The 19,711-nt window shown below is 72.2% G+C and carries 17 protein-coding genes; 12 read left to right on the top strand and 5 right to left on the bottom strand.

The features are described 5' to 3' along the window. The first annotated feature begins 4 nt into the window (after positions 1-4). The 7 genes from ACIO3P_RS32580 to ACIO3P_RS32550 are packed head-to-tail and all read left to right on the top strand — an operon-like array spanning position 5 to position 11,652. A complete protein-coding gene (locus ACIO3P_RS32580; RefSeq protein WP_329826386.1) occupies positions 5-415 on the top strand; it encodes a hypothetical protein in 411 nt (136 codons plus the stop codon). A gap of 3 nt (positions 416-418) precedes the next feature. Further along, positions 419-1,735 carry a baseplate J/gp47 family protein gene (locus ACIO3P_RS32575; protein WP_401850089.1) on the top strand — a complete coding sequence of 439 codons (1,317 nt, stop codon included), beginning with the start codon at positions 419-421 and terminating at the stop codon, positions 1,733-1,735. Beyond that, positions 1,732-4,014, top strand: a complete 2,283-nt coding sequence (locus tag ACIO3P_RS32570; protein WP_401850088.1) for a hypothetical protein — start codon at positions 1,732-1,734, stop codon at positions 4,012-4,014. Before ACIO3P_RS32575 ends, ACIO3P_RS32570 begins: the two co-directional genes overlap by 4 nt. Further along, complete coding sequence (locus ACIO3P_RS32565; RefSeq protein WP_329826389.1) at positions 4,011-4,625, top strand: hypothetical protein; 615 nt, start codon at positions 4,011-4,013, stop codon at positions 4,623-4,625. Before ACIO3P_RS32570 ends, ACIO3P_RS32565 begins: the two co-directional genes overlap by 4 nt. Before the next feature lie 12 nt (positions 4,626-4,637). After that, positions 4,638-5,648 (top strand): hypothetical protein, encoded by a 1,011-nt coding sequence (locus ACIO3P_RS32560; RefSeq protein WP_401850086.1) that lies wholly within the window; start codon positions 4,638-4,640, stop codon positions 5,646-5,648. 17 nt (positions 5,649-5,665) lie between these two features. After that, complete coding sequence (locus ACIO3P_RS32555; protein ID WP_401850085.1) at positions 5,666-9,241, top strand: hypothetical protein; 3,576 nt, start codon at positions 5,666-5,668, stop codon at positions 9,239-9,241. Continuing rightward, the gene (locus ACIO3P_RS32550) at positions 9,238-11,652 is read left to right on the top strand and encodes a hypothetical protein (RefSeq protein WP_401850084.1); all 2,415 of its coding nucleotides are present in this window, start codon (positions 9,238-9,240) and stop codon (positions 11,650-11,652) included. Before ACIO3P_RS32555 ends, ACIO3P_RS32550 begins: the two co-directional genes overlap by 4 nt. A gap of 175 nt (positions 11,653-11,827) precedes the next feature. On the opposite strand, the gene ACIO3P_RS32545 is transcribed toward ACIO3P_RS32550, so the two are convergent. Together ACIO3P_RS32545 and ACIO3P_RS32540 are read right to left on the bottom strand one after the other, a co-directional pair. After that, positions 11,828-12,094, bottom strand: a complete 267-nt coding sequence (locus tag ACIO3P_RS32545) for a hypothetical protein (protein WP_329826393.1) — start codon at positions 12,092-12,094, stop codon at positions 11,828-11,830. 144 nt (positions 12,095-12,238) lie between these two features. Then, positions 12,239-12,703, bottom strand: coding sequence for a DUF1801 domain-containing protein (locus tag ACIO3P_RS32540; RefSeq protein ID WP_401850083.1), 465 nt, complete (start codon positions 12,701-12,703; stop codon positions 12,239-12,241). 128 nt (positions 12,704-12,831) lie between these two features. On the opposite strand from ACIO3P_RS32540, the gene ACIO3P_RS32535 reads away from it, so the two are divergent. Next, on the top strand, positions 12,832-13,299 hold the full coding sequence (locus tag ACIO3P_RS32535) for an HIT family protein (protein WP_329826395.1): 468 nt from the start codon (positions 12,832-12,834) through the stop codon (positions 13,297-13,299). A 22-nt stretch (positions 13,300-13,321) separates the two neighbouring features. On the opposite strand, the gene ACIO3P_RS32530 is transcribed toward ACIO3P_RS32535, so the two are convergent. Together ACIO3P_RS32530 and ACIO3P_RS32525 are read right to left on the bottom strand one after the other, a co-directional pair. After that, complete coding sequence (locus ACIO3P_RS32530; protein WP_329826397.1) at positions 13,322-14,326, bottom strand: LacI family DNA-binding transcriptional regulator; 1,005 nt, start codon at positions 14,324-14,326, stop codon at positions 13,322-13,324. 19 nt (positions 14,327-14,345) lie between these two features. Next, entirely contained in the window at positions 14,346-15,383 is a 1,038-nt protein-coding gene (locus ACIO3P_RS32525) for a LacI family DNA-binding transcriptional regulator (RefSeq protein ID WP_329826398.1), read from the bottom strand. 251 nt (positions 15,384-15,634) lie between these two features. Between ACIO3P_RS32525 and ACIO3P_RS32520 the strand changes: the two genes are divergently transcribed. Then, positions 15,635-15,862 carry a hypothetical protein gene (locus ACIO3P_RS32520; protein ID WP_401850081.1) on the top strand — a complete coding sequence of 76 codons (228 nt, stop codon included), beginning with the start codon at positions 15,635-15,637 and terminating at the stop codon, positions 15,860-15,862. Then, on the top strand, positions 15,859-16,452 hold the full coding sequence (locus ACIO3P_RS32515; RefSeq protein WP_401850080.1) for a fibronectin type III-like domain-contianing protein: 594 nt from the start codon (positions 15,859-15,861) through the stop codon (positions 16,450-16,452). The genes ACIO3P_RS32520 and ACIO3P_RS32515 overlap by 4 nt, the downstream gene beginning before the upstream one ends. Positions 16,453-16,562: 110 nt before the next feature. Here the strand turns inward: ACIO3P_RS32515 and ACIO3P_RS32510 are convergent, their stop codons facing one another. After that, positions 16,563-17,552: an acetylxylan esterase gene (locus tag ACIO3P_RS32510; RefSeq protein WP_329826401.1), complete on the bottom strand. Its 990-nt coding sequence runs from the start codon at positions 17,550-17,552 to the stop codon at positions 16,563-16,565. Between the two features lie 214 nt (positions 17,553-17,766). On the opposite strand from ACIO3P_RS32510, the gene ACIO3P_RS32505 reads away from it, so the two are divergent. Then, the gene (locus ACIO3P_RS32505; RefSeq protein ID WP_401850079.1) at positions 17,767-18,786 is read left to right on the top strand and encodes an ABC transporter permease; all 1,020 of its coding nucleotides are present in this window, start codon (positions 17,767-17,769) and stop codon (positions 18,784-18,786) included. Between the two features lie 47 nt (positions 18,787-18,833). Next, positions 18,834-19,706 carry a carbohydrate ABC transporter permease gene (locus ACIO3P_RS32500; protein WP_329826403.1) on the top strand — a complete coding sequence of 291 codons (873 nt, stop codon included), beginning with the start codon at positions 18,834-18,836 and terminating at the stop codon, positions 19,704-19,706. Positions 19,707-19,711 lie beyond the last annotated feature (5 nt).

Below are 19,711 nucleotides of genomic sequence, written 5' to 3'. Positions count from 1 at the left end.
CGTCATGAACGCCCCGGAACCCCTCGGATACAGCCTGCTCCTCGACGACGGCGATCTCGTCGTCGACGGCACCGGCCTCGTCGAGGTGCACGGCCTCGCCAACCTCGTCCAGGCCCTCACCCTGCGGCTGCTCACCCCGTACGGCACCGACCGCTGCGACCACCGGTACGGGCTGAGCGCCGGCGCGGCCTTCGGGCACCCCGGCGGGAAGAGCGCCCTCAAGGACCTGCTGAGCCTGGAGATCGTCCGCACCCTCGCCGCCGACCCGCGCGTCCACGAGGTCGTCGATGTCGCCTTCACCGAGGAAGCGCCCGACAAGCCCGGCGCATCCCGCCCCCGGGTGCTGTCCGTGCGCGTCCTCGTCGAGGCCGTCGACGGCCGCACCACCGCTCTCACCGCCGACGTGGAGGTGTGAACCATGACGTTCGGTGTCACCGACGAAGGCTTCGTCCTCAAGGGCTTCGACGTGATCCTCGCCGAGAGCAGGACCCGCACCCTGGCCGCCCTCGGGCAGAACCTCGACCTGTCGCCCACCAGCCCGCTCGGCAAACTCCTGGAGGTCGGCGCCCAGGAGGACGCCGAGCTGTGGAAGGCGCTGGAGGACCTGTACTACGCGCAGTTCCCCGCCACCGCCACCGGCGCCTCCCTCGACCTGCTCGGTGACGACGCAGGACTGCCCCGGCAGGGCGGCCGCCTTGGCGGCGACGTCACCCTCACCCTCGGTGGCGGCGTCCCCGGCCGCACCTACGTGGTGCCCCAGGGGACGATCCTGCTGACCACCGGGCCCGACGTCCGGGCCTTCGCCACCACAGCCCCCGTCGAACTCGCCGCCGGTACCCCGTCCCGTACCGTACGGGTCCTCGCCCTCGAACCGGGCGACGCCGATGTGCCCGCGGCCGCCGTGAACGACGTCCACCCCGACGACCACGCCCAGTACCTCGCCGACTGGGCGCCCGCCACCCTCATCGTCGGCAACGCCGGCCCCCTCACCGAACTCGTGGCCGAGGACGACGACGCCTACCGGGCCCGGCTCATCGCCCTGCCGTACGCCCTGTGGACCCCGGACGCCGTCCGGCAGGCCGCGCTGCGCGTGCCCGACGTCATCGACGCCCGGGTCTCCGACCCGTACGGCGGCCTCGACGTCTCCCAGGCGTACTTCGGCAGCTTCGACTTCGGCGGCCGCACCTTCACCGAGGACCGCCGCATCGGCGAGCCCTACTTCGCCGAGGTCGCCGTCGCCCACCGCGGCCTGCGCCCCTGGGACAGCCGGACCGGCCCCGGCGGCGCGCCCGTGACCGGCGTCCACGACCTCGTCGCCCAGGAGGTCGACCGGGTCCGGCCCATCGGCATCCACGTCAACGTCGTCGAGGCCGACCACATCGACATCGCCGTCCGCGCCGAGATCGTCCTCATCCACGGCTTCGACAGCGGCCCCGTCATCGACCGCATCCGGGCCCGGCTCGCCGCCGAGATCGGCCGGCTCCGACTCGGCGACGACGTGCTGTACGCCCGGGTGATGTGCGCCGTCGTCGATCAGCCCGGCGTCCAGGACGTCCGCCGGCTCCATCTGCGGCGCTGCCCGCCCGCGTTCGGCCGCTTCGGCTTCGGCGGGGTGCCCTACCAGCTCGCCACCGTCGAGGCCGCCGTCGGCGAGAGCCTCGCCATGGGCCCCACCGAGATGGCCGTCTTCGCCACCGACCCCGCCCTCAGCAGCATCGAGGTGGCCAACCCGTGACCACCGCCACCGACCCGACCACCGCCACCGACCCGGCCGCCGAGCCCGACCCGACCGCCGCGCCCGAACGGCCCCGCCTCGCCGTCGCCGACATGGCGGCCCGGCTCACCGTGCCCTTCGCCCGCGGCTCCGACCAGCTCCACCTCACCGTACGGGGCACAGGCATCGACGCGTACACCTTCGACCTGCACCTCGCCCAGTTCGGCAGCCTCCCGGAACCTCTCTACATCCTCCAGGCCCGGCAGGAGACCGAAGCCACCACCGTCACCCTCACCGTCACCGGCGGCGACACCTTCGACGTCCCGCTGCCCGACGGCCTCGCCGCCGGCACCTCCGTCCCGCTGCCCACCCCCACGGGCCTCCTGACAGGCATTCAATCCACCGGCCTCGCCGGACCGCAGGAGGACTACTGGCGGATCACCGTGCTGCTCGGCACCATGGCCCGCCTGCTGTGGGCCGTCGGCTGGGAACGCGACCACCTGCGCGGCCAGATCGCCCGCACCCTCGGCGTGCGCGGCGTCGAACACGCGGGAGGTGTCCAACTGGACCACATCGGTGCCGGACTCGGCGTCGTCCGCTCCCCGGGAGAGACCGACGACGCCTACAAACGCCGGCTCACCGTCGCTCGCCGCTGGACCCTGCCCACCCCGGCCGGACTCGAAGCCGCCCTCAACGACGCCGTGGGACCCGTCGACGGCAAGGAGAACCCGTTCGTCGTCGAGGACACCGACGCCGAACTCCGCCGCGGCCTGCTGCCCTTGCGGATCGTCCCCACCACCGTCCTCGCCGGCCGCAGCATCGACATCCGCGGCACCGTCGGCGTCCTCGGCATCGACCTGACTCCGCCCGACGCCGACGACCCCTTCCACCCCGACCTCCTCGTCACCCTCGACCCCGCCCACGCCGACACCGACCCGCCCGCCGGACCTGACGCCGACCCCCGTAAGGTCCAGCCGGGCGTCGCCGCCGCCCTCGGCCGGCTCGCCCCCCTGCTCACCGGCCGCGTCCGGGTCCGCGCCGGCTACGACCCGCACGCCGCCGACGCCCGCGCCACCGGCCGCGCCGTCCTCCTCAGCCACCCGGCCACCGACGCCGGCCGGCTCGCCGCCCTCGCCCACCGGGTCGGCTTCGACCTCGTCACCCACCGCCAGGACGGACTCGTGCACGCCGAGTGCGCCCCCGGCGACCTCCTCGGCATCGACCTCGGCACCGGCGTCCTCCCCGTCGGCGGCACCCTCATCCTCACCGCTCTGCCCACTCCACCGCCGTCCGACTCCCTCGTCCGCTGGTCCACGGTGCCCTGCGGGGCCGGACGCGCCCAGTTCGCCCCGCCGGCCGGCGCACCCCCCGGCACGCCCGCGTCCACGACCGCCGAAGGCCCCACCGCCACCCTCACCGGCACCGCCGCCGGCCGGCTCGTCGTCGCCGCCGAACTCCGCCTCGGCGGCCTCACCCTCACGGCCTCCCGCGAGATCACCGTCCAGCCCGTCACCGTCGCCGACGGCCACGCGATCGGCTCCGACGGCACCCCCGACCCCGACCCGCCACCCCCCGAACCCCCCGGCGACGCCCAGCACCCCGTCTTCCTCGTCCGGCACGACGACCCCGTCCACGTCGACTACGGGGCCGAGCCCGGCAACCACGTGATGCGCCGCGAGACCTTCGAACACCTCGACCGGCTGATCGCCCTCCTGCCCGCTGGCGCCGCCAAGCTCGCCGTCCGCCGGGACCTCGGCGCGGGAGCGAGCGCGCTCGCCACGGAAGGCAGGGAACTGCGCCTCGCCCACCCGGACCTGGCAGCCGGGCCGCTCGCGGCGCTCGCCCACCGGGCCGGCTTCACCCACGTCCGGGTCGCCGGCACCACCGTGGTCGTCTCCCAGGCCGCCCAGGACCCCGTACGGGTCACCGCCCCGCACCTCTCCGACGGCGTCCTGGAGACCGGCGCCACCACGACCCTGGCCGTCGTCCCCACCGCCGCCGAGGTCGGCGCCGCCGGCGTGCTCGTCTGGTCCACCGGAGACGGCGCTGCCTCGCTCGTGACCACCGGCCCAGGCGAGACGTCGGTACGGGGTGAACGCCCCGGCCCCGCCTGGGTGCAGGCCGCCTACCGCATCGGCGACAAGTCCGGTCCGTACCAGATGACCGTACGGCTGCGCGACGAACTCGCCGGCCACACCCTGACCCCCGCCACCCACGCGCTTGTCGTGAACCTCCTCGCCGGCCTGCGCCCCCTGGGCGTCGAGGTCGTCACCCGCACCCTCACCGGAGGCAGTCCATGACCGACATCAGTTTCGTCCCCACCTTCAAACACCTCGCCTGGGTGGACAACCGCGACCGGGTCGCGGCCGGCGGACAGAACGGTTTCAACGTCCGCTTCGACGCCATCCAGAAGGACCTGGAGGAACTGTCCACGGTCGTCGGCGATATCGACACCGGCATCAAGGCGGCCGGCCAGCACCCCGCCGTGCCGCGCCTGCTCTCCCTCGCCCCCGTCTTCGTCGCCCTCCCGCCCAGCACGGCCTGGGGCCTGAACCGTTACGGCGTCGCGGTCCGCCGCACCACGAGCGACTCCGACGTCACCGGGCTCCTGAATGTCGCCCCACCCGACGGCGCCAGACTGGTCAACTTCCGTGCCACCGGCCAGAACTCCGGCGCCGGAAGCCTCGCCATCACTCTCTTCCGTTCCCCGCTCACCGGCACCAGCAGCCGCGAACCCCTCGCCCAGATCGCGGCCACCGGTACCTTCGGCGACCCCGTCGCCATCACCCCGGGCAAGGACAAGGTCGAGATGACGGCCTTCCGCTACTTCGTCACGGCGACGCTCTCCGGTGCCGTCGACGGCGACAGCATCGACATCACCAGCATCCAGCTCACCTACATCGCCGACTGAAGGGACCCCCTCATGACCGGAAACCTCTTCATCTCCATGGACTTCGGCCTGAACACGCCGGAGCAGCCGGGAACCGACGACGGCACCCAACGCCCCTGGACGAGCGACAAGCCCGTCTGGTACTCCAACAACAGCATCCGGCTCGACCCGGGCGTCGACATCGCCACCGTCGACCAGCCGACTCACATCAAGGTCCGGGTCAGCAACAAGGGTGCGCAGGTGATGAAGTCCGTCATGGTCGAGGCATGGTTCTTCATCCCCGGCATCGGCGACATGAAACCGCCGGGTGCGTTCCACACCTTCGTCTCCGGGCTGGCCGACGTCCCGGCCGGCGGCTCGACCGTGTTCACCTGTGACACCGATCCGGTGTGGGTCCCCAGCGATACCGACCTGGCGAAGACCAACGGCGGTCACGCGTGCATCATCGCCAACTGCTTCCAGAGCGACGAGTTCGTCGCCGACCCCGAGGGCAGACCCGTCGACATCAACCAGCCCGTCGCCTCCAACGGCGACCAGCACCAGGGTCAGCGCAACATCCAGATCATCAAGGTCCAGAAGGCCGTCGCGTCCGCCCCGCAGAGGGTCACCTACACCACCTACCCGCCAACCAGCAGCAGTCACCACGAGTACCTGGTCAGCGCCACTCACGTGAACCCCGGGATCGAGCGGTTCGACCCCACCACCGAGTCCGTCCTCGTGAGCCAGGAGGGCGTCGAGGCGTTCGAGACCGGCGTGAACGGTGGAAGCGGACTCAACCTGATCACCTCCGGGGGCCCCGTCGAGATCAGGCCCGCCACCGATCCGCCCACCTTCGAACTGCGCACCGAGGGCATGCCGAGGGAGCTCGGCACCCGGTTCCGTTTCGAAGAGGACCGCGCCGACCAGATCGACTCCGAGGTGATCGTCCAACTGCCCCCGGACGCCGAGGTCGGCAGCCTGCACAGCTTCGACCTCGGCATGTGGGCGGACAACGGCGAGCTGGTCGGATCCGGCATGCACGTGCTGGTCCTGGTCACCGAGTAGTCCGGGGCCGGACCGTCGTGGAGACCAGGGAGATCCACGTCCGGGTGCCGGTGAGGATCCGCCTCACCGGCGACCCGGGCCCCGCCGAACTGGCCGCGCTGACCCGCCGCCTCACCGCACTGGTCACCGCCCGGCTCGCCGCCGCCGACCGCGAACTCGCGCGCGGACAGCGCCCCTTGGCCTCACCGGGTGCGGCGGCGGAGGCCCGCGAGCCGTACGACCCGGCCCGGGACGCGGGCCCCGGCTACGGCCTCCCCTCGTACGCGGACGGCGGCCGGCCCGCACAGGTGCCGGTCCGAGGCCGCGCCGAATCCCCTTGGACCGTGGTGCGCACCGGCCGCGCCGGGATCCCCGTCGAACGGTTCCTCGGGTACGTCGAGGAGGTGCTGCACACGCCCTTCCCGCAGGCCGTGCTCTACACCGCCCTCACCGGCACCAGCCGCCCCGTCGACGTCTGGCTCGTCCGCGTCGACCGGCCCTACGTCCCCGACGAACTCGGCCAGGAGATCCTGGCCAGGGCCGCCGCCGGCGCCCGCTCCGAACAGGGTCGGCGCACCGAACCCGCCTGGGTGCTCACCGGCTCCGAAGAGGCACTGCACCGGCTCGTCGAGGCCGACGAGGACGGCACCCTCGCCCCGCGTGTCCGCGGTGTGCCGCCCGGCCATGTCCTGTTCGCCTTCATGCAACTGCCGCGCGTCGACCTCACCGACGTCGCCGTGCCAGGCCCCGGACTGTCCCTCACCATGACCGTGCGCGAGGTCGGCTTCTGCGTCGACCCCGAGGTCTTCGCCCGGGCCGTCGGCGTCCCCTGGAGCCGTTACGCCGAGGAGTTCGCCGAGGACACCGTCACCGTCTGGACCCAGCCCGCCGTGCTGCGCCCCGCCTCCACCCTCGCCGGCGCCGACGAGGACACCCGGCACGAGGCCCTGTTCCTCCTCTTCGACCGGCAGGCCGGCAGCGGCAGCCCGCGCCACGAACCCGCCGCCCGGCTCTTCGTCGCCGACGACACCCACCTGCCCGGACTGCCCGAGGCCGTCCGGCGGCAGACCACCTGGCCGCCCGGCGAAGCGGGCGTCCGGGTCCTCTACTGCCGCGCCGACCTCGACCTCGCACCCGAACGCCTCGGCGCCGCGATCTTCCGCCCCGTCGCCCGGCAGATGGCCGCCGCCCTGGTCGCGCGCTTCGGCGACGCCCGCTTCGGCGACCTCCTCGACCGCGTCCTCGACGAGGCGGCCCCGCACGCCCGCGGCCGCTTCGGCAGCCTCTTCGGCCATGTCCTCGCCGTCCTCGAACAGGAGGGAAAACTCGGCGAGTTCTTCGACGCGGCCGACACCACCGGCCGGTTCGCCCTGCGCCTGGGGCTGCTTCAGCAGTGCGAGGCCACCCCGTACGCCCGCCACCCACGCGTAGGAGCACTGCGCGCCGCCCTCACCGAGGAGCGCCGCGCCACCACCGCCAACGCCTACACCGCGGGCGGCCCCGGGCAGGGCGAGATCCAGCTCCTCCACGACCCCACGGCCACCGTCCCCGTGGGCGGCCTCCTCGGCGACGCCGACCCGATCTACACCAAGCGGGCCGAGGCGATGCGCCCCAAACCGGGCAAGGCCGAGGCCCTGCGGGCCGAACTCCTCGCCCAGCGGCAGAAGCTGGTCGCCGACCTCCTCGCCGGACGGGAGCAACGTGACTACAGCGAAGGGGAGTTCGCCAACGAGGTCATCGAGCGGGCAGCTCGCGCCGCGCATGTCACCGCCGACGACTTCGAGAAGATCCAGGTCGAGTACGGCATCCGGCTGCTGGAGGTCATCCCCGCCGAACACAGCGGACTCGCGTCCTACGACATCAAGTTCGAGATCGTCTCGCGGGCGCTGGGCGGCGTCGAGCCCTGGGGCACGGCCGCCGGACCGCTCGTCGAGGGCGTCGGCGAGTTCGAGGCCCGGCTGGTGCAGTGGCGCCTCGGCCGCCACGGCGAGGTCTTCCGGACCATCAACCTCGCCGTGCTCGTCGTCGGCGGAATCGGCATCGCCTTGGAGGCCGGTATCGTCGCCCTGCTCGTCGAACTCGGCGGCGGCGGAACAGCGGTCGGCATCGGCATCGGCCTCTCCGAGGCGGCCTATCTCCTGAAGGTGCTGCTCGGCCAGGAGGAGGCGAGCCTCGGCGGCTTCGTCATGGCCGCTATCGACGGCTATCTCGGCGCCGTGGGCTTCCGCGTCGGCGCCGGACTGGGCGGCTGGGCCGGCGGCCGCATCGGCACCGCCACCCTGCGCGGCCGGGTCACCTCCTGGCTCACCACCAAGCTCATCACCGGCGCCGTCGGCGGCGCCGCCACCGCCGGCCTGGAGACCTTCGCCCACGACGTCGTCTCCGTCGCCTTCCAGGACGGGCGGTGGAGCGGCATCGACACCTATGTGCGCCGGATGGAGTACGCGGCCGTGGTCGGCATCGTCGCCGAGTTCACCGTCGTTCCCGTCCTGCGTGCCCTCCTCAAACGCGCCGCGCCGACCCTCGTGCGCGCCGCCCTCCTCACCCAACTCCTGCGCGAGGAAGGCGTGTCGGCCCAGCGCTGGGCGGAGGCCATGGCCCTCACCCGTGAGCGCATGGAGCAGACCCTCGGCCGGACCGTAGCCCCACCGGAGGCGCGCGCTTGGACCACCGCCCTGACCGAACGCGTGGACGAGGCCGCGCAGGAGCTCGGCCCCGCGCCCCGGGCGGGCGCGGGCCCGCACGCTGGGCCCGAACCGGCCGGCACCGCACCCGAGGCCGAAGGTGCCGCGGCGCGCCCGCGCCCCGGCCCCGCCGCCCGCTGGCAGAGCCGGGAACAGCTTGAGCAGGCGGCTCTGAAGGACCCGGAGGCGGGCCTCGACCGGGCCTGGTACGAGAACGCGAGCGAGGCCCAACTGCGGGCCCGCGAGGCCGGCGACCCGGTCGCCAAGGAGTACCTGGACGAGCGGTGGGGTGGCCCCCGGCGCCCGTTCCAGCCCGACCGGCCCAGCGACCCCGCCCTCCAGGAACGGCTCCGGTCCGACCTGCGCGAGGCGCGCGCCGCCGTCGAGGCCGAGCGGCGCCGCCTGGAACAGGAGGGGCTGCGCGAACCCGGCACGCGCGAGCGCGGCGGCTTCGAGACCCGTGACCCCCGCGCCGGGCGGCAGAGCGTGCCGCCGACCGCCAAGTCCGCCGCCGGGTACGAGGGCACGGTCGCCGTCGCCCGCACCGACATCCCGGCCCTGGCAGGCGAGCGCTTCTCCGGCGGCTCGCCGCGCGCCCTCGGCTCGTACGACCCCACGCACGGGATCCGGCCGCCGGAGAACGTGGTCGTGCCACAGGCCCACGGCCACGCCGAACAGGACCTCGGCCAGCAGCTCGACGCCCGCCTGAACGCCCTCACCCCGGCCGAGCGGGAGGCGGCGCGGGGCCACACCGTGTCCATCCGCGTCGACCAGGAGGTCTGCTCGATCTGCGCGGCGGCCCTCGGCGGCGGCCCGCGCGCCGGGGTCCTGGCCCGGCTCAGCGCCCGCCACCCCGACCTCGTCTTCGAGGTCACCGCGGACGACACCAGCGCCGTCTACCGGATCGTCGGCGGCAGGAGGGTCCGATGAACCGGCCCGCGAGCACCGGGCCCGGCGGTGGCGGGGCGGGCACCCCGTACCCTCGCCGGTACCACCTGCCCGAGAGCCTCCCGAGGCCCGTCGGGCTCTCCCCGGACACCGCCCGGCTGCTCGGCATCGCCGTCCGGCAGGCCCTCGACGACGCCGTCCGTGCCGCCGAGGCCCGCCGGAACGCGTCGGAGACCTTCACCGGGCCCGCCTCCGGTTCCGGCGGGCGGGGGAGCTCGTCGGGCGAGCAGGCCGTCGGTGCCTATCCGGTGCCCAGCTACGACGACCGGGGCAGCCCGGTCGCCCTGCCGCTCGTACGGGCCTCCGGCCAGGGCGGCGGCCCCGTCGCCGCGGGACGCCCGGCGGGCGGGATCGGCGCCGGCGCGGGCCCGGCCGACGGCGGTCGCGACCTCGGCCGCGGCGCCGGCACCCGCCCGGAGCCGACTCCCGCGCCGCCCAGGGCATGGACCCCGCAGGCCCTGGAGGCTCTGCGCGCCCGCATGGGCCACGGCTACCGCGACGCGGTGATCGGCCGGATCTCCGCGGACAGCCTCGTCGTCGGCGAGCAGAGCATCCGGCTCGTGCCCGCCCTCGGCGACGGCGCCGACCGGGAACGTACCGTCGCCGCCCGGATCGGCGACGGCGCCTTCTACCTCGACCCGATCCCGCGCGACCGGTTCAGGTTGCTGGCCGCCGCCGTGCCCGGCGCGGGCTACGCCGTGCACCGGGTCGGTGCCGACGGGCGCCGCCAGGACACCGGGCTACGCGTACTCACCTGGAACACCGCCACCGTCCCGGCCGGCATCCTCGCGTACACCAGAGACCTCACCACACTCCGCGAGATCACCGTCGTCGGCCGCAGGCCCGGTGACCCACGCGCCGCGGCAGCCCGCATCGCCGATGTCCTGCACCACCTCACCCAGGCTCCGGGCTCGGTGGCGGCGGTCACCCTCAAGGCGTACCTGCGCGACCTCGACGACGACGAAGTCATGGCCTGCTTCGAGGAGTTGCGCAAGCTCGGCCGGCTCGGCGAGACCCTGGCCCTGGTCCGCGTCCGCGAGTTCCGTGCCTACCTCAAGGAACGACACGTGCCCTGGTCGTACATCTTCGCCAACTGGGAGCCCAACCTGGCGGACGGCGCGGCCGTGTTCAGCGGTGTGCTGTGGGGAGCGGGCGAGAGCGTCACCGACGTCCTGGAGATCATCGGCATGCTCGCCGGCTCCGTGTTCTCCGAACGGCTCGCCCAGGAGCGCCACCAGTTCTGGACGGCGGTCGTCACCGCCGTCCAGAACCCGCTGATCACCGGGCAGGAAGGGCTGCGGCAACTCCGCGACACCTTCTGGGAACGCCTTGAGCAACTGGAGTTCTTCGACGCGGGCCGCTTCCTGGGGCAACTGGTGGTGGCCGTCATGACCCTGCCCGAGGCGGTCCGCGCGCTGCCCAAGCTGGGCCGGAGCGCCGTCCGGGTCGTCGCCGCCTTCAACCGGATCGGGGTGGCGGTGCTCGACCGCATCGGGCTCACCCTCAGGGACATGGTCCGCTTCCTCCTCACGGAGCAGCGCGCCTTCGTCACCGACAACAACGTCGTGCTGATGATGAGCGGTGGTGACGACATCCTCGCCTCGGGCCCGAAGGTGAAGGGCACCGTCGCGATCGCGCACGGCGAGGTCGTCCAGGCGGTCAAGGGCGGCACCGCCCTCTTCTCCGATGCCGAGATCGACGCGTGGCTGAAGCGGCTCGACGAACTCCTCAAGCAACCCGCGAAGTCCGGCGCCACCGGGGCCGGCGCGGCAGGAAAGGCCGTGCTGACCGTGGAGGCCCTGGAGGAGCTCGTCGGCGCGGCCCTCGCGGAGCTCGGCGAGGCCCCCGGGAGCGCGACCCTCCCGAACAGCGTGAAGGGCACCAAGCTGCACACCATCTTCAGCCGCCTGGTCAAGGAGCGCTTCGCGTTCAGCGGACTGGAACTCGTCAGCGAGACCAGCCTGCGCTCCTTCGCGAAGCTCCCGGCCGAGCTCCTGGACCTGCCGATCGAGACCTATGTGAAGCGGACCCCGGGCCTGATGCCGTACGAGCGGGAGCTGACCCCGCTGTTCCGCGGCGAGGGCGGCAAGCTCCGGCTGATCGGTGACCTCACGCCCGACCTCGTCGTCCGGGCGCCGGGCGAACTGGTCGTGTTCGACCTGACCAGTGTCGAGCGTGCCCGGCACCTGGCGAAGGACATCCTCTACACCCATCTGCTGAGCGCGACGGGGGAGATCGCCCGGGTCGGCGAGACGTACTGGCGCCACTTCGGCAGGACCACGGCCGAGATCGAGTCCCTCTACCCGAAGGAGGTACGGGCGGCCCGAAAGCAGGCCGAACTCGCCCGGCGCCTCAAGGCCCTGCACGACGCGAAGAAGGGCACCTCACCCTGAACGCCCGAGTCCTGAACACCCGGCATCCCACGCCCAGTTGACCTTGACCTTGACCTTGGCCTTGGTTTGGCCTTCGTCGGCGGCGGGTCGTCCCGCGGTGTGCCGGGGGCGGCCTGGCGGTCGGCGCGTGGCCGTACCCTCACAGGCCGGGCCCCCGGCGGTGCGGCGGCCGGGTCTAGAAGTCGACGGCCAGGTCGGCGGAGTCGAAGAGGACGGTGCCCAGGGCGGTCGCCGGGGGCGCGGTGCCGTCGTTGGAGCCGACGGTGTTGTCGCGGCCCGCGTTGAAGTTGTCGTCCCCGGCGTACTGCACGTTGCTGCCGATGATGTAGACGTTCGTGTCCCCGGGACCCGCGGCGAACGCCGGGGCGGACACGGAGGCCAGGGCCCCGGCGACCAGCACGGTGAGGGCGGCCAGGGCGGGTCTGCGCAGGGAACGGTTCATGACGGTGCCTTCCGGAAGGAGTCAGGGGCTACAACGCAGAACGTAGGGGCCGTTGGCATGCGGCGCGCTCCGACACACAGGCGTCGGATGCCGATGGCGCCGTTCGGCGGAGGGCCGCGGCAGGGGCCGGTACGCGGCGCGCGGTCAGCGCATGGCCTTCCTGACGAGGCTGGTGATCGCCTCCTCGGCCCGGTCGCTCAACTCGGTCACGGCGTAGGACGTGGGCCACAGGCCGTTTCCGTCGTCGAGACGCGCTTCGGTGGTGAAACCGAAGGTCGAGTAACGCTCCTTGTCGACGTGCCCGCTGTGGAAGAAACACACGACCTTTCCCTTCCTGGCGTAGGCCGGCTGCCCGTACCACAGCTTCGGCGACAGCTCCGGGGCGTGGGTGGTGACGATGGCGTGGATACGTTCGGCCACTGCCCGGTCCGGAGCCTCCATCTCCGCGATCTTCGCCAGCACGTCGAGTTCCTGGGTGGCCGCCTTGTTGCCGCGACCACGGTTCGCCTCCTTCCTCAGCTCCGTGGCGCGCTCCTTCATGGCAGCGCGCTCTTCCTCGGAGAAGCCGTCCGTGCTCCTCTTGCCTTTCGCGCCGGCGTCCGCGCCCATCATGGTCACCTTCCTGGTCGTGAACGGTGTGAGGTGCTGCTGACGCTAACCGTGCCGGGGAACCGGCGCTTCTCGATTCCTGATCGATGTGTGTCCCGTGAACGGCTCCATGGCCTTACGATCCGGTCATGACGTCCCCGGACTGCTACACCTGCGGCCAGGAAGCCCGTCTTGAAGAGTTGCCGCTCAGCGAACGGATCGTTCTGGACCGGCACTGGCGTGTGGCTCATGCCTTTGACACCGCACTGCCCGGCTGGCTGGTTCTGCTGCCTCGCCGTCATGTCACAGCGGTTCATGAACTCACCGACGCCGAGGCGGCGACGCTGGGAACGTGGCAGGTGCGGTTGTCCCGTGCGCTGCGCGACGTGACGGGCTGCGTCAAGACCTACGTGGCGCAGTTCGCCGAGCTCGAGGGCTTCGCACATGTGCACTTCCACGTGGTGCCGCGTGGTGCGGACCTGTCTCAGGATCTGCGCGGACCGCGTGTGTTCGAACTGCTCGGGCGGCCCGAACGGCAACGGGTGGCCGCTGACCTGGTGGACGGAATCGCCCGCTCTCTGCACACCCGTCTCACCCCGCCGTCCGAACCCCGGTGACCGACAACGGCGGCCCGATGGTTCAGGCGTCGCCCCCGGCGGCCGGAGCGGTCGACTTCCGGACGACGAGGTCCACCGACATGTCGAGTCGTACGGGAGCCGGCGGCGGGTCGTCGGTGACGGCGCCCAGGACTCGGATGCTCTCCGCGGCCATCGCCTCGAAGGGCTGGCGCACGGTGGTCAGCGCGGGGGCCGAGGACCGCGCGGCGTCGATGTCGTCGAAGCCGACCACCGAGATGTCCTCCGGGACCCGTAGTCCGCGCTCGGCGCACGCCTCGATCACGCCCAGGGCCTGGAGGTCGTTGCCGGTCACGAAAGAGGTCGGGGTGCGGCAGTTGTCCAGCAGGGCGTGGGCCGCGCGCCGGGCCGGTTCCGCCTGGAAGCGTACGGAACGGATCAGCGCGCGGTCCGGGCGGATGTCCGCCTCGCGCAGGGCCGAGAGGTATCCGCCGAAGCGCGCGCGACAGCAGACCAGGTCCAGTGGTCCGGTGATGAGCGCGATCCTCTCGTGGCCGAGAGCGGTGAGGTGCTGGGCCGCCAGCGCCCCGCCGCGCCACTGGGTGGCCCCGACGGCGTGCATCTCCGGGGGAGCGTCGCCGATCGTGTCGAGGATGACCGTGGGCAGACGGGTCTCGGCCAGCCGTCGGCGGACGTCGGGCGGCACGGGGGACAGGACGCATACGGCGCCGGCCGGCCGGTGGGCGAGCAGTTGTTCCAGCCAGTCGGGGTCACCGTCGGCATGGCTGACGGTGAGCGGCCGGCCGGCCGCTCGGAGCACGGCGGAGAACCCGCGCAGGAGCGGCGCGTTGAGGGCGCTGCCCACATTGCCGAAGACCACCTCCACCGACCCGTGGCGCGGCACGCGGCGATGCCACTGGTAGCCGGTCGCCGCGACGGCGTCCATGACCCGTCGCCGCAGTTCGGGGGAGAGGCCGGGCCGGCCGTTGAGCACCTTGGAGACGGAGCTCTGCGATACGTTGGCGAGCTCGGCCACCGTGGTCATCCGTACGGTCGTCCGTCCGTTCATCGCGGTCTCCTCCAAGAGGTCACGTGCGGACCGGGGGCCTTCCCCCGACGGCATGAGGCGGTGCGGTGCTGTCCCGGATCACGAGCGAGGTCGCCAGCTCGATCCGCCGCCCCAGCGACGAGCCGGGCAGCGCCCGTTCCTGCGCGATGAGGCGTACCCCTTCCGCCGCCATCTCCGCCAGGGGCTGGCGGACCGTGGTCAGCGGCGGGGCGAGCATCGTGCAGATCGTGGTGTCGTCGAACCCGACGACGGAGAGGTCCTCGGGGATGCGCAGCCCGCGCGCGCGGGCCATCTGGTAGACGCCGGCGGCCTGCCCGTCGGAGCCCGCGAAGATCGCGGTGGGCCGATCGGGGAGGTCCAGCAGCGCGGCGCCGTGCGCGACTCCACCGGTGAGGAGGAAGTTCCCGTACCGGGTGAGGGCGGGATCGGGGGCGAGTGAGAACTCGCGGTGTGCGGCGAGGTAGCCCTCGTGCCGCTCGCGGGTGCACTGGATCTCGGAGGGCCCGCCGATGAACCCGATGCGCCGGTGCCCGAGTTCGAGGAGGTGGCGGGTGGCGGCGGCGCCGCCCGACCAGTTCGTGGCGCCGACGGTCGGGATGGTGGGTTCGCTGGTGCCCACCGGATCGAGCAGGATGAGCGGCGCCGACAGATCGGCCAGCGCGGCGATCTCGTCGTGGCGGGCGCGGGAGAGCACGAGGATCACACCGTCCGTCGGGCGCGCCCTGCGGACGGCGATCCATTCGCGGATGCTGAAACGCGGATGGCCGGTGGTGGTGAGCGCCAGGGTGTATCCGAGACCGAACGCGGTGGTCTGCACTCCGGATATGAGTTCCCCCGCCCAGGGCGTGGTGATTCCGTCGATGAGAACGTCGAGGATGCCGTCCTGTGGCCGCTGTCGCCCCTTGCGCAGTACGTATCCGGTTTCCTTCGCCGCCCGCGTGACGCGGCCCCGGGTCTCCTCGGAGATATCCGGTTTGTCGGCAAGGACCCGTGACACCGTGGAGATCGAGACCCCCGCCGCCTTGGCCACCGCCGCCATCGTTGCCCGACCGGTCATGCCGGCTCCCTCTCGTAGAGCGCTCTGACGGTACGGCTGTACCGCAAATTCCCGCAACAGTTGGCGGAATATTCCGCCAACTCCTCATGCAAACAACGCGTGTTCCGCGAGTTCTCAACAGCTTCCTTGACACCCGTTTTTACCCGGACTTAGCGTCCGCGTCATGAATCTCCCGCAACTCTTGCGGTCGGTTGCGGAGATCCACGTGCCGGGAATTGCGGGATGGCCCGCCGAACGCGGAGAAGTGATACGTGTCTGCCCCCCAAGACGAAGTGGCCGGCCTCGGTCGCCGCCGGGTCACCGTCCCCGATCTGATCACCTTCGGTTCGCCGGCCGCCGCCGGGCTGCCGCTGCTCACGGCGGTCCTCGGCCGGATCACCCGCCACTACGGCACCGGGCCACTGGATCCCTCCGAGGGGCGGGCGCCGTCGCGGGTGTGCTCAGCGGACGCGTCAACCCGTCCGGCCGTATGCCGATGAGCCTGCCGCGCGGTGCCGGCGGCCAACCGTACAGCTACCTGCATCCGCCGTTGGGCGGGGCGAGTTCCGTCACCGGTATCGACACCGCTCCGGCGGCCCGGTACGGATTCGGGCTGAGCTACACGGAGTTCGCCTACCAGGACTTCGCGGTCGGGGCACGCCGGGTCGACGTCGCCGACGTGATCCGCTGCGCGGTCACCGTACGCAACGCCGGTGATCGCGGCGGCGCGGAGGTCGTGCAGGTGTACGCGTCCGATCCGGTGGCCTCCGTCACGCGTCCGCTCGCCCAACTGGTGGCGTTCGAGCGGATATTCCTGGAACCGGGGGAGTCCGTCCGGGTCCGCTTCGCCGTGCCCACCCGGCTGCTGGCGTTCACCGGCCGCGACGGGCGCCGGTTGGTCGAACCCGGGGCGATCACGGTCGGCGTCCGGCGTGACGCCGGTGATGTGATCAGCGAGGAGACCGTCCGGCTCGCGGGCGCCGTGCACCACGTCGACGGAACGGAGCCCCGTATCAGCACGGTCACGGTCTCCGCTCCGTCGGTGGCCGACACCTGGGACACCTCGGAGACCTTGGAGGAATCGGCGTGAACGCTCGCTGTCCAGCTCCTGGGCGTCCTAGGAGGCCCAGGGCGCCCAGGGCGCCCAGGGCGCCCAGGAGGCCCAGGGTGCCGGGGGAACCTGGGGCGTACGTCGCCCGCTCAGGCGTCCACCACCTCGCGCAGCCAGGAGAGTTGCTTGCGCACGTGCACCGCGTCACCCCCTTCGTGCCCGTTGAAGGGGTACGTGTGCATCTCCCGGTGCGGTGTGCGGCCGGCCAGTTCGCCGTAGCGGTTGAAGGCGGAGTAGGCGCCGCTGGGCGGACACACCGTGTCGCGCAGCCCGACACCGAAGTGCGCCGGGGCGTGGGCGCGGCGCGCGAAGGAGGCCCCCTCCATGTAGGAGAGCGTCCGCAGCGCGGCCTCCGCGGCGTCGCGGCGCACGGCGAGGTAGGCGGCGATCTCGTCGTAAGGACCGGCGCCCGCGAGGTCCAGCGCACGGCGGATGCCGCACAGCAGCGGAGCGCTCACCAGCACCGCCGCGAGGTCCGGGACGAGGCCCGCGACAGCCAGCGCGAGCCCTCCGCCCTGGCTGTTGCCGACCGCGGTCACCCGCGTGCCGTCCACGCCCGGCAGCGCGCGTACGGCGGCGACCGCGCGCACCGCGTCCGTGATCAGCCGCCGGTAGTGGTGGTCGCGCGGCGCGAGCAGGCCGCGCGTGGCGGGGCCGGGGCCACCGGGCGCGGAAGCGTGCGGATCCGGGGTGTCACCCCCGCACCCGTACTGGTCACCCTGGCCCCTGTTGTCCATGAGGAGGTGCGCGAACCCGGCGGCGGCCCAGGTGATCCGTTCGTGCGGGAGGCCGCGCCCGCGCCCGTACCCCGCGTACTCGACGACGGCGGGCAGGGGGTGCGACGCCCCGGCGGGGCGCGTGTACCAGGCGCGCACCGGTTCGCCGGCGAATCCGCGGAAGGCCACGTCCCAGCTCTCGACCAGCCGCAGGCCGGTGTCCACGGGGCGCGCCGACACGACGGGGTCGTGCCGGCCGGCCTCCTTCAGGGTGTCCTGCCAGAAGGCGTCGAAGTCGGCGGGCTCGTCGAGCACGGGCCGGTAGCGCTGCAACTCGTCCAGGGGGAGATCGAAGGCGGGCACGGCACCTCGCACGGCGGTCGGGGACGGCGTACAGCCGTCCGGCCGTTCCGCTGTCCGTCGAACATCTCCGGAGGACGGTAACAGCCCCCGAGGGGAGTTGACGCCCCCTGCGCGGGGCGACGGGGGCACCCGGACGTACTCACGCACCACCACCCTCTGCGGCCGGGCCCCCGGGCCCGGCCACCCACCCCGCACCCACCACGGAGGCCCGAGCATGAGCACCTCCACCGCACTGGACCCGCCACCGGACGGAACCCGTAAACCGCCGCACAGCACCCCTGAGCGGCGGGCGGCCGACGCACAGCCCCCGCCCCGCGAGCTGCCTTCCGCGCGCCGCACCTGGCGCCAGGCGCTGGGCCGTGACTGGCAGTTGTACTCGCTGGCGGTGCTGCCGCTGCTGTTCTTCCTGGTCTTCCGCTACCTGCCGATGATCGGGAACGTGATCGCCTTCCGCCGCTTCCAGCCGGGCGGTTCGATCCTGGGCGAGGACTGGGTGGGCCTGCGCTACGTCCAGATGTTCCTCAGCGACCCCACCTTCTGGCAGGTCTTCACCAACACACTGTGGCTGGGCACGCTCACGCTCGTGTTCTGCTTCCCGATCCCGATCGTGCTGGCGCTGCTGCTCAACGAGGTGCGTACGCGGGCGCTGAAGCGGTTCGTGCAGTCGGTGTCGTACCTCCCGCACTTCCTCTCCGTCGTGATCGTCGCGGGCATCACCATGCAGATCCTCGCCACGGACGGCCCCGTCAACCACGCGCTGCGGACGTTCGGCCACGCGGCGATCCCGTTCCTCCAGGAGCCGGAGTGGTTCCGTACCGTCTATGTCGGCTCGGAGATCTGGCAGACCGCCGGCTGGGGCACCATCCTCTACCTCGCCGCGCTCACCACCGTCGACGACGAGCTGTACGAGGCGGCGCGGATCGACGGCGCCAACCGCTGGCAGCAGACCTGGCACATCACCCTGCCCGGCATCCGCCCCACCATGATCACACTGCTGATCCTCAACATCGGCACGTTCATGGCGGTGGGATTCGAGAAGATCATGCTGATCTACAACCCGCTGACCTACCCCACCGCCGACGTCATCTCCACCTATCTGTACCGGGCCGGCGTGGAGTCCAACAGCTTCAGCTACGCCGCCGCGATCGGCCTGTTCGAAGCGGTCATCGGTCTGGTGCTGATCTTCTCGGCGAACCAGCTCTCCCGTCGTACGGTGGGGACGAGCCTGTGGTGACCGTGTCGGGCGGCCCTCGGCGCCGCACTCCGCGCCCGCGTACCTCGGTGCACGAGCCCTCCCGGGGCTACCGCGTCTTCCAGAGTGTGAACGGGCTGGTCCTGACCGGGGTCGTGGCCGTGACCCTCTACCCCTTCGTGAACATCATCGCCCGCTCCCTCAGCGCGGAGGACCGTATCCGGGCCGGTCAGGTGAACCTGCTGCCCGAGGGGTTCAACCTGACCACGTACCGCCTCGTCGTCTCGGACGGCATGTTCTGGCGGAACTACGGCAACACCGTGCTCTACACGGTGGTGGCCACCGTCATCGCCATGGTGCTCACCACCTGCTACGCGTACGTCCTCTCGAAACACCACCTGAAGGGCCGCAACGCCCTGATCGGCATCGCCGTCTTCACCATGTTCTTCTCCGGCGGCCTGATCCCGAACTACGTCCTCATCACCAGCCTCGACATGAAGAACACCCTGTGGGCGCTGGTGATCCCGAACGCGATCAGCGTCTTCAACCTGCTGGTGATGAAAGCCTTCTTCGAAAGCCTGCCGTCCGAACTCGAAGAGGCCGCGCAGATCGACGGTCTGAGCACCTACGGCATTCTCTTCCGTATCGTGCTGCCCCTGTCCAAAGCGGTGATCGCGACGATGGTGCTCTTCTACTCGGTCTCCTTCTGGAATTCCTGGTTCGGCGCCTTCCTCTACATGGACAGGGCCGAACTGATGCCGGTCACGGTCTATCTCCGCAACATGATCGCCGGCGCGACCGGCGGCGGGAACCTCGGCGCCGAGACGGAACAGCTCACCCAGGTGGGGGCGAACATCCAGGCCGTCACGATCCTGCTCACCGCACTGCCCATCCTCGCCGTCTACCCGTTCGTCCAGCGTTACTTCGTCTCCGGCGTCACGCTCGGCGCGGTCAAGGGCTGACGCGC

The sequence above is a fragment of the Streptomyces sp. NPDC087310 genome (genome assembly GCF_044744405.1).
In the GTDB taxonomy this organism is placed as follows: Bacteria; Actinomycetota; Actinomycetes; order Streptomycetales; family Streptomycetaceae; genus Streptomyces.
The sequence above is the reverse complement of the archived record's forward strand: the minus strand, read 5'-3'. Positions and strand labels throughout refer to the sequence as shown.

What these genes read in the sequence shown, in the direction of transcription:
- ACIO3P_RS32580 (WP_329826386.1), top strand. Translation starts at nt 5, where the DNA reads ATGAACGCCCCGGAACCCCTCGGATACAGCCTGCTCCTCGACGACGGC.
- ACIO3P_RS32575 (WP_401850089.1), top strand. Translation starts at nt 419, where the DNA reads ATGACGTTCGGTGTCACCGACGAAGGCTTCGTCCTCAAGGGCTTCGAC.
- ACIO3P_RS32565 (WP_329826389.1), top strand. Translation starts at nt 4,011, where the DNA reads ATGACCGACATCAGTTTCGTCCCCACCTTCAAACACCTCGCCTGGGTG.
- ACIO3P_RS32560 (WP_401850086.1), top strand. Translation starts at nt 4,638, where the DNA reads ATGACCGGAAACCTCTTCATCTCCATGGACTTCGGCCTGAACACGCCG.
- ACIO3P_RS32550 (WP_401850084.1), top strand. Translation starts at nt 9,238, where the DNA reads ATGAACCGGCCCGCGAGCACCGGGCCCGGCGGTGGCGGGGCGGGCACC.
- ACIO3P_RS32545 (WP_329826393.1), bottom strand. Translation starts at nt 12,094, where the DNA reads ATGAACCGTTCCCTGCGCAGACCCGCCCTGGCCGCCCTCACCGTGCTG.
- ACIO3P_RS32540 (WP_401850083.1), bottom strand. Translation starts at nt 12,703, where the DNA reads ATGGGCGCGGACGCCGGCGCGAAAGGCAAGAGGAGCACGGACGGCTTC.
- ACIO3P_RS32535 (WP_329826395.1), top strand. Translation starts at nt 12,832, where the DNA reads ATGACGTCCCCGGACTGCTACACCTGCGGCCAGGAAGCCCGTCTTGAA.
- ACIO3P_RS32530 (WP_329826397.1), bottom strand. Translation starts at nt 14,326, where the DNA reads ATGAACGGACGGACGACCGTACGGATGACCACGGTGGCCGAGCTCGCC.
- ACIO3P_RS32525 (WP_329826398.1), bottom strand. Translation starts at nt 15,383, where the DNA reads ATGACCGGTCGGGCAACGATGGCGGCGGTGGCCAAGGCGGCGGGGGTC.
- ACIO3P_RS32515 (WP_401850080.1), top strand. Translation starts at nt 15,859, where the DNA reads ATGAGCCTGCCGCGCGGTGCCGGCGGCCAACCGTACAGCTACCTGCAT.
- ACIO3P_RS32505 (WP_401850079.1), top strand. Translation starts at nt 17,767, where the DNA reads ATGAGCACCTCCACCGCACTGGACCCGCCACCGGACGGAACCCGTAAA.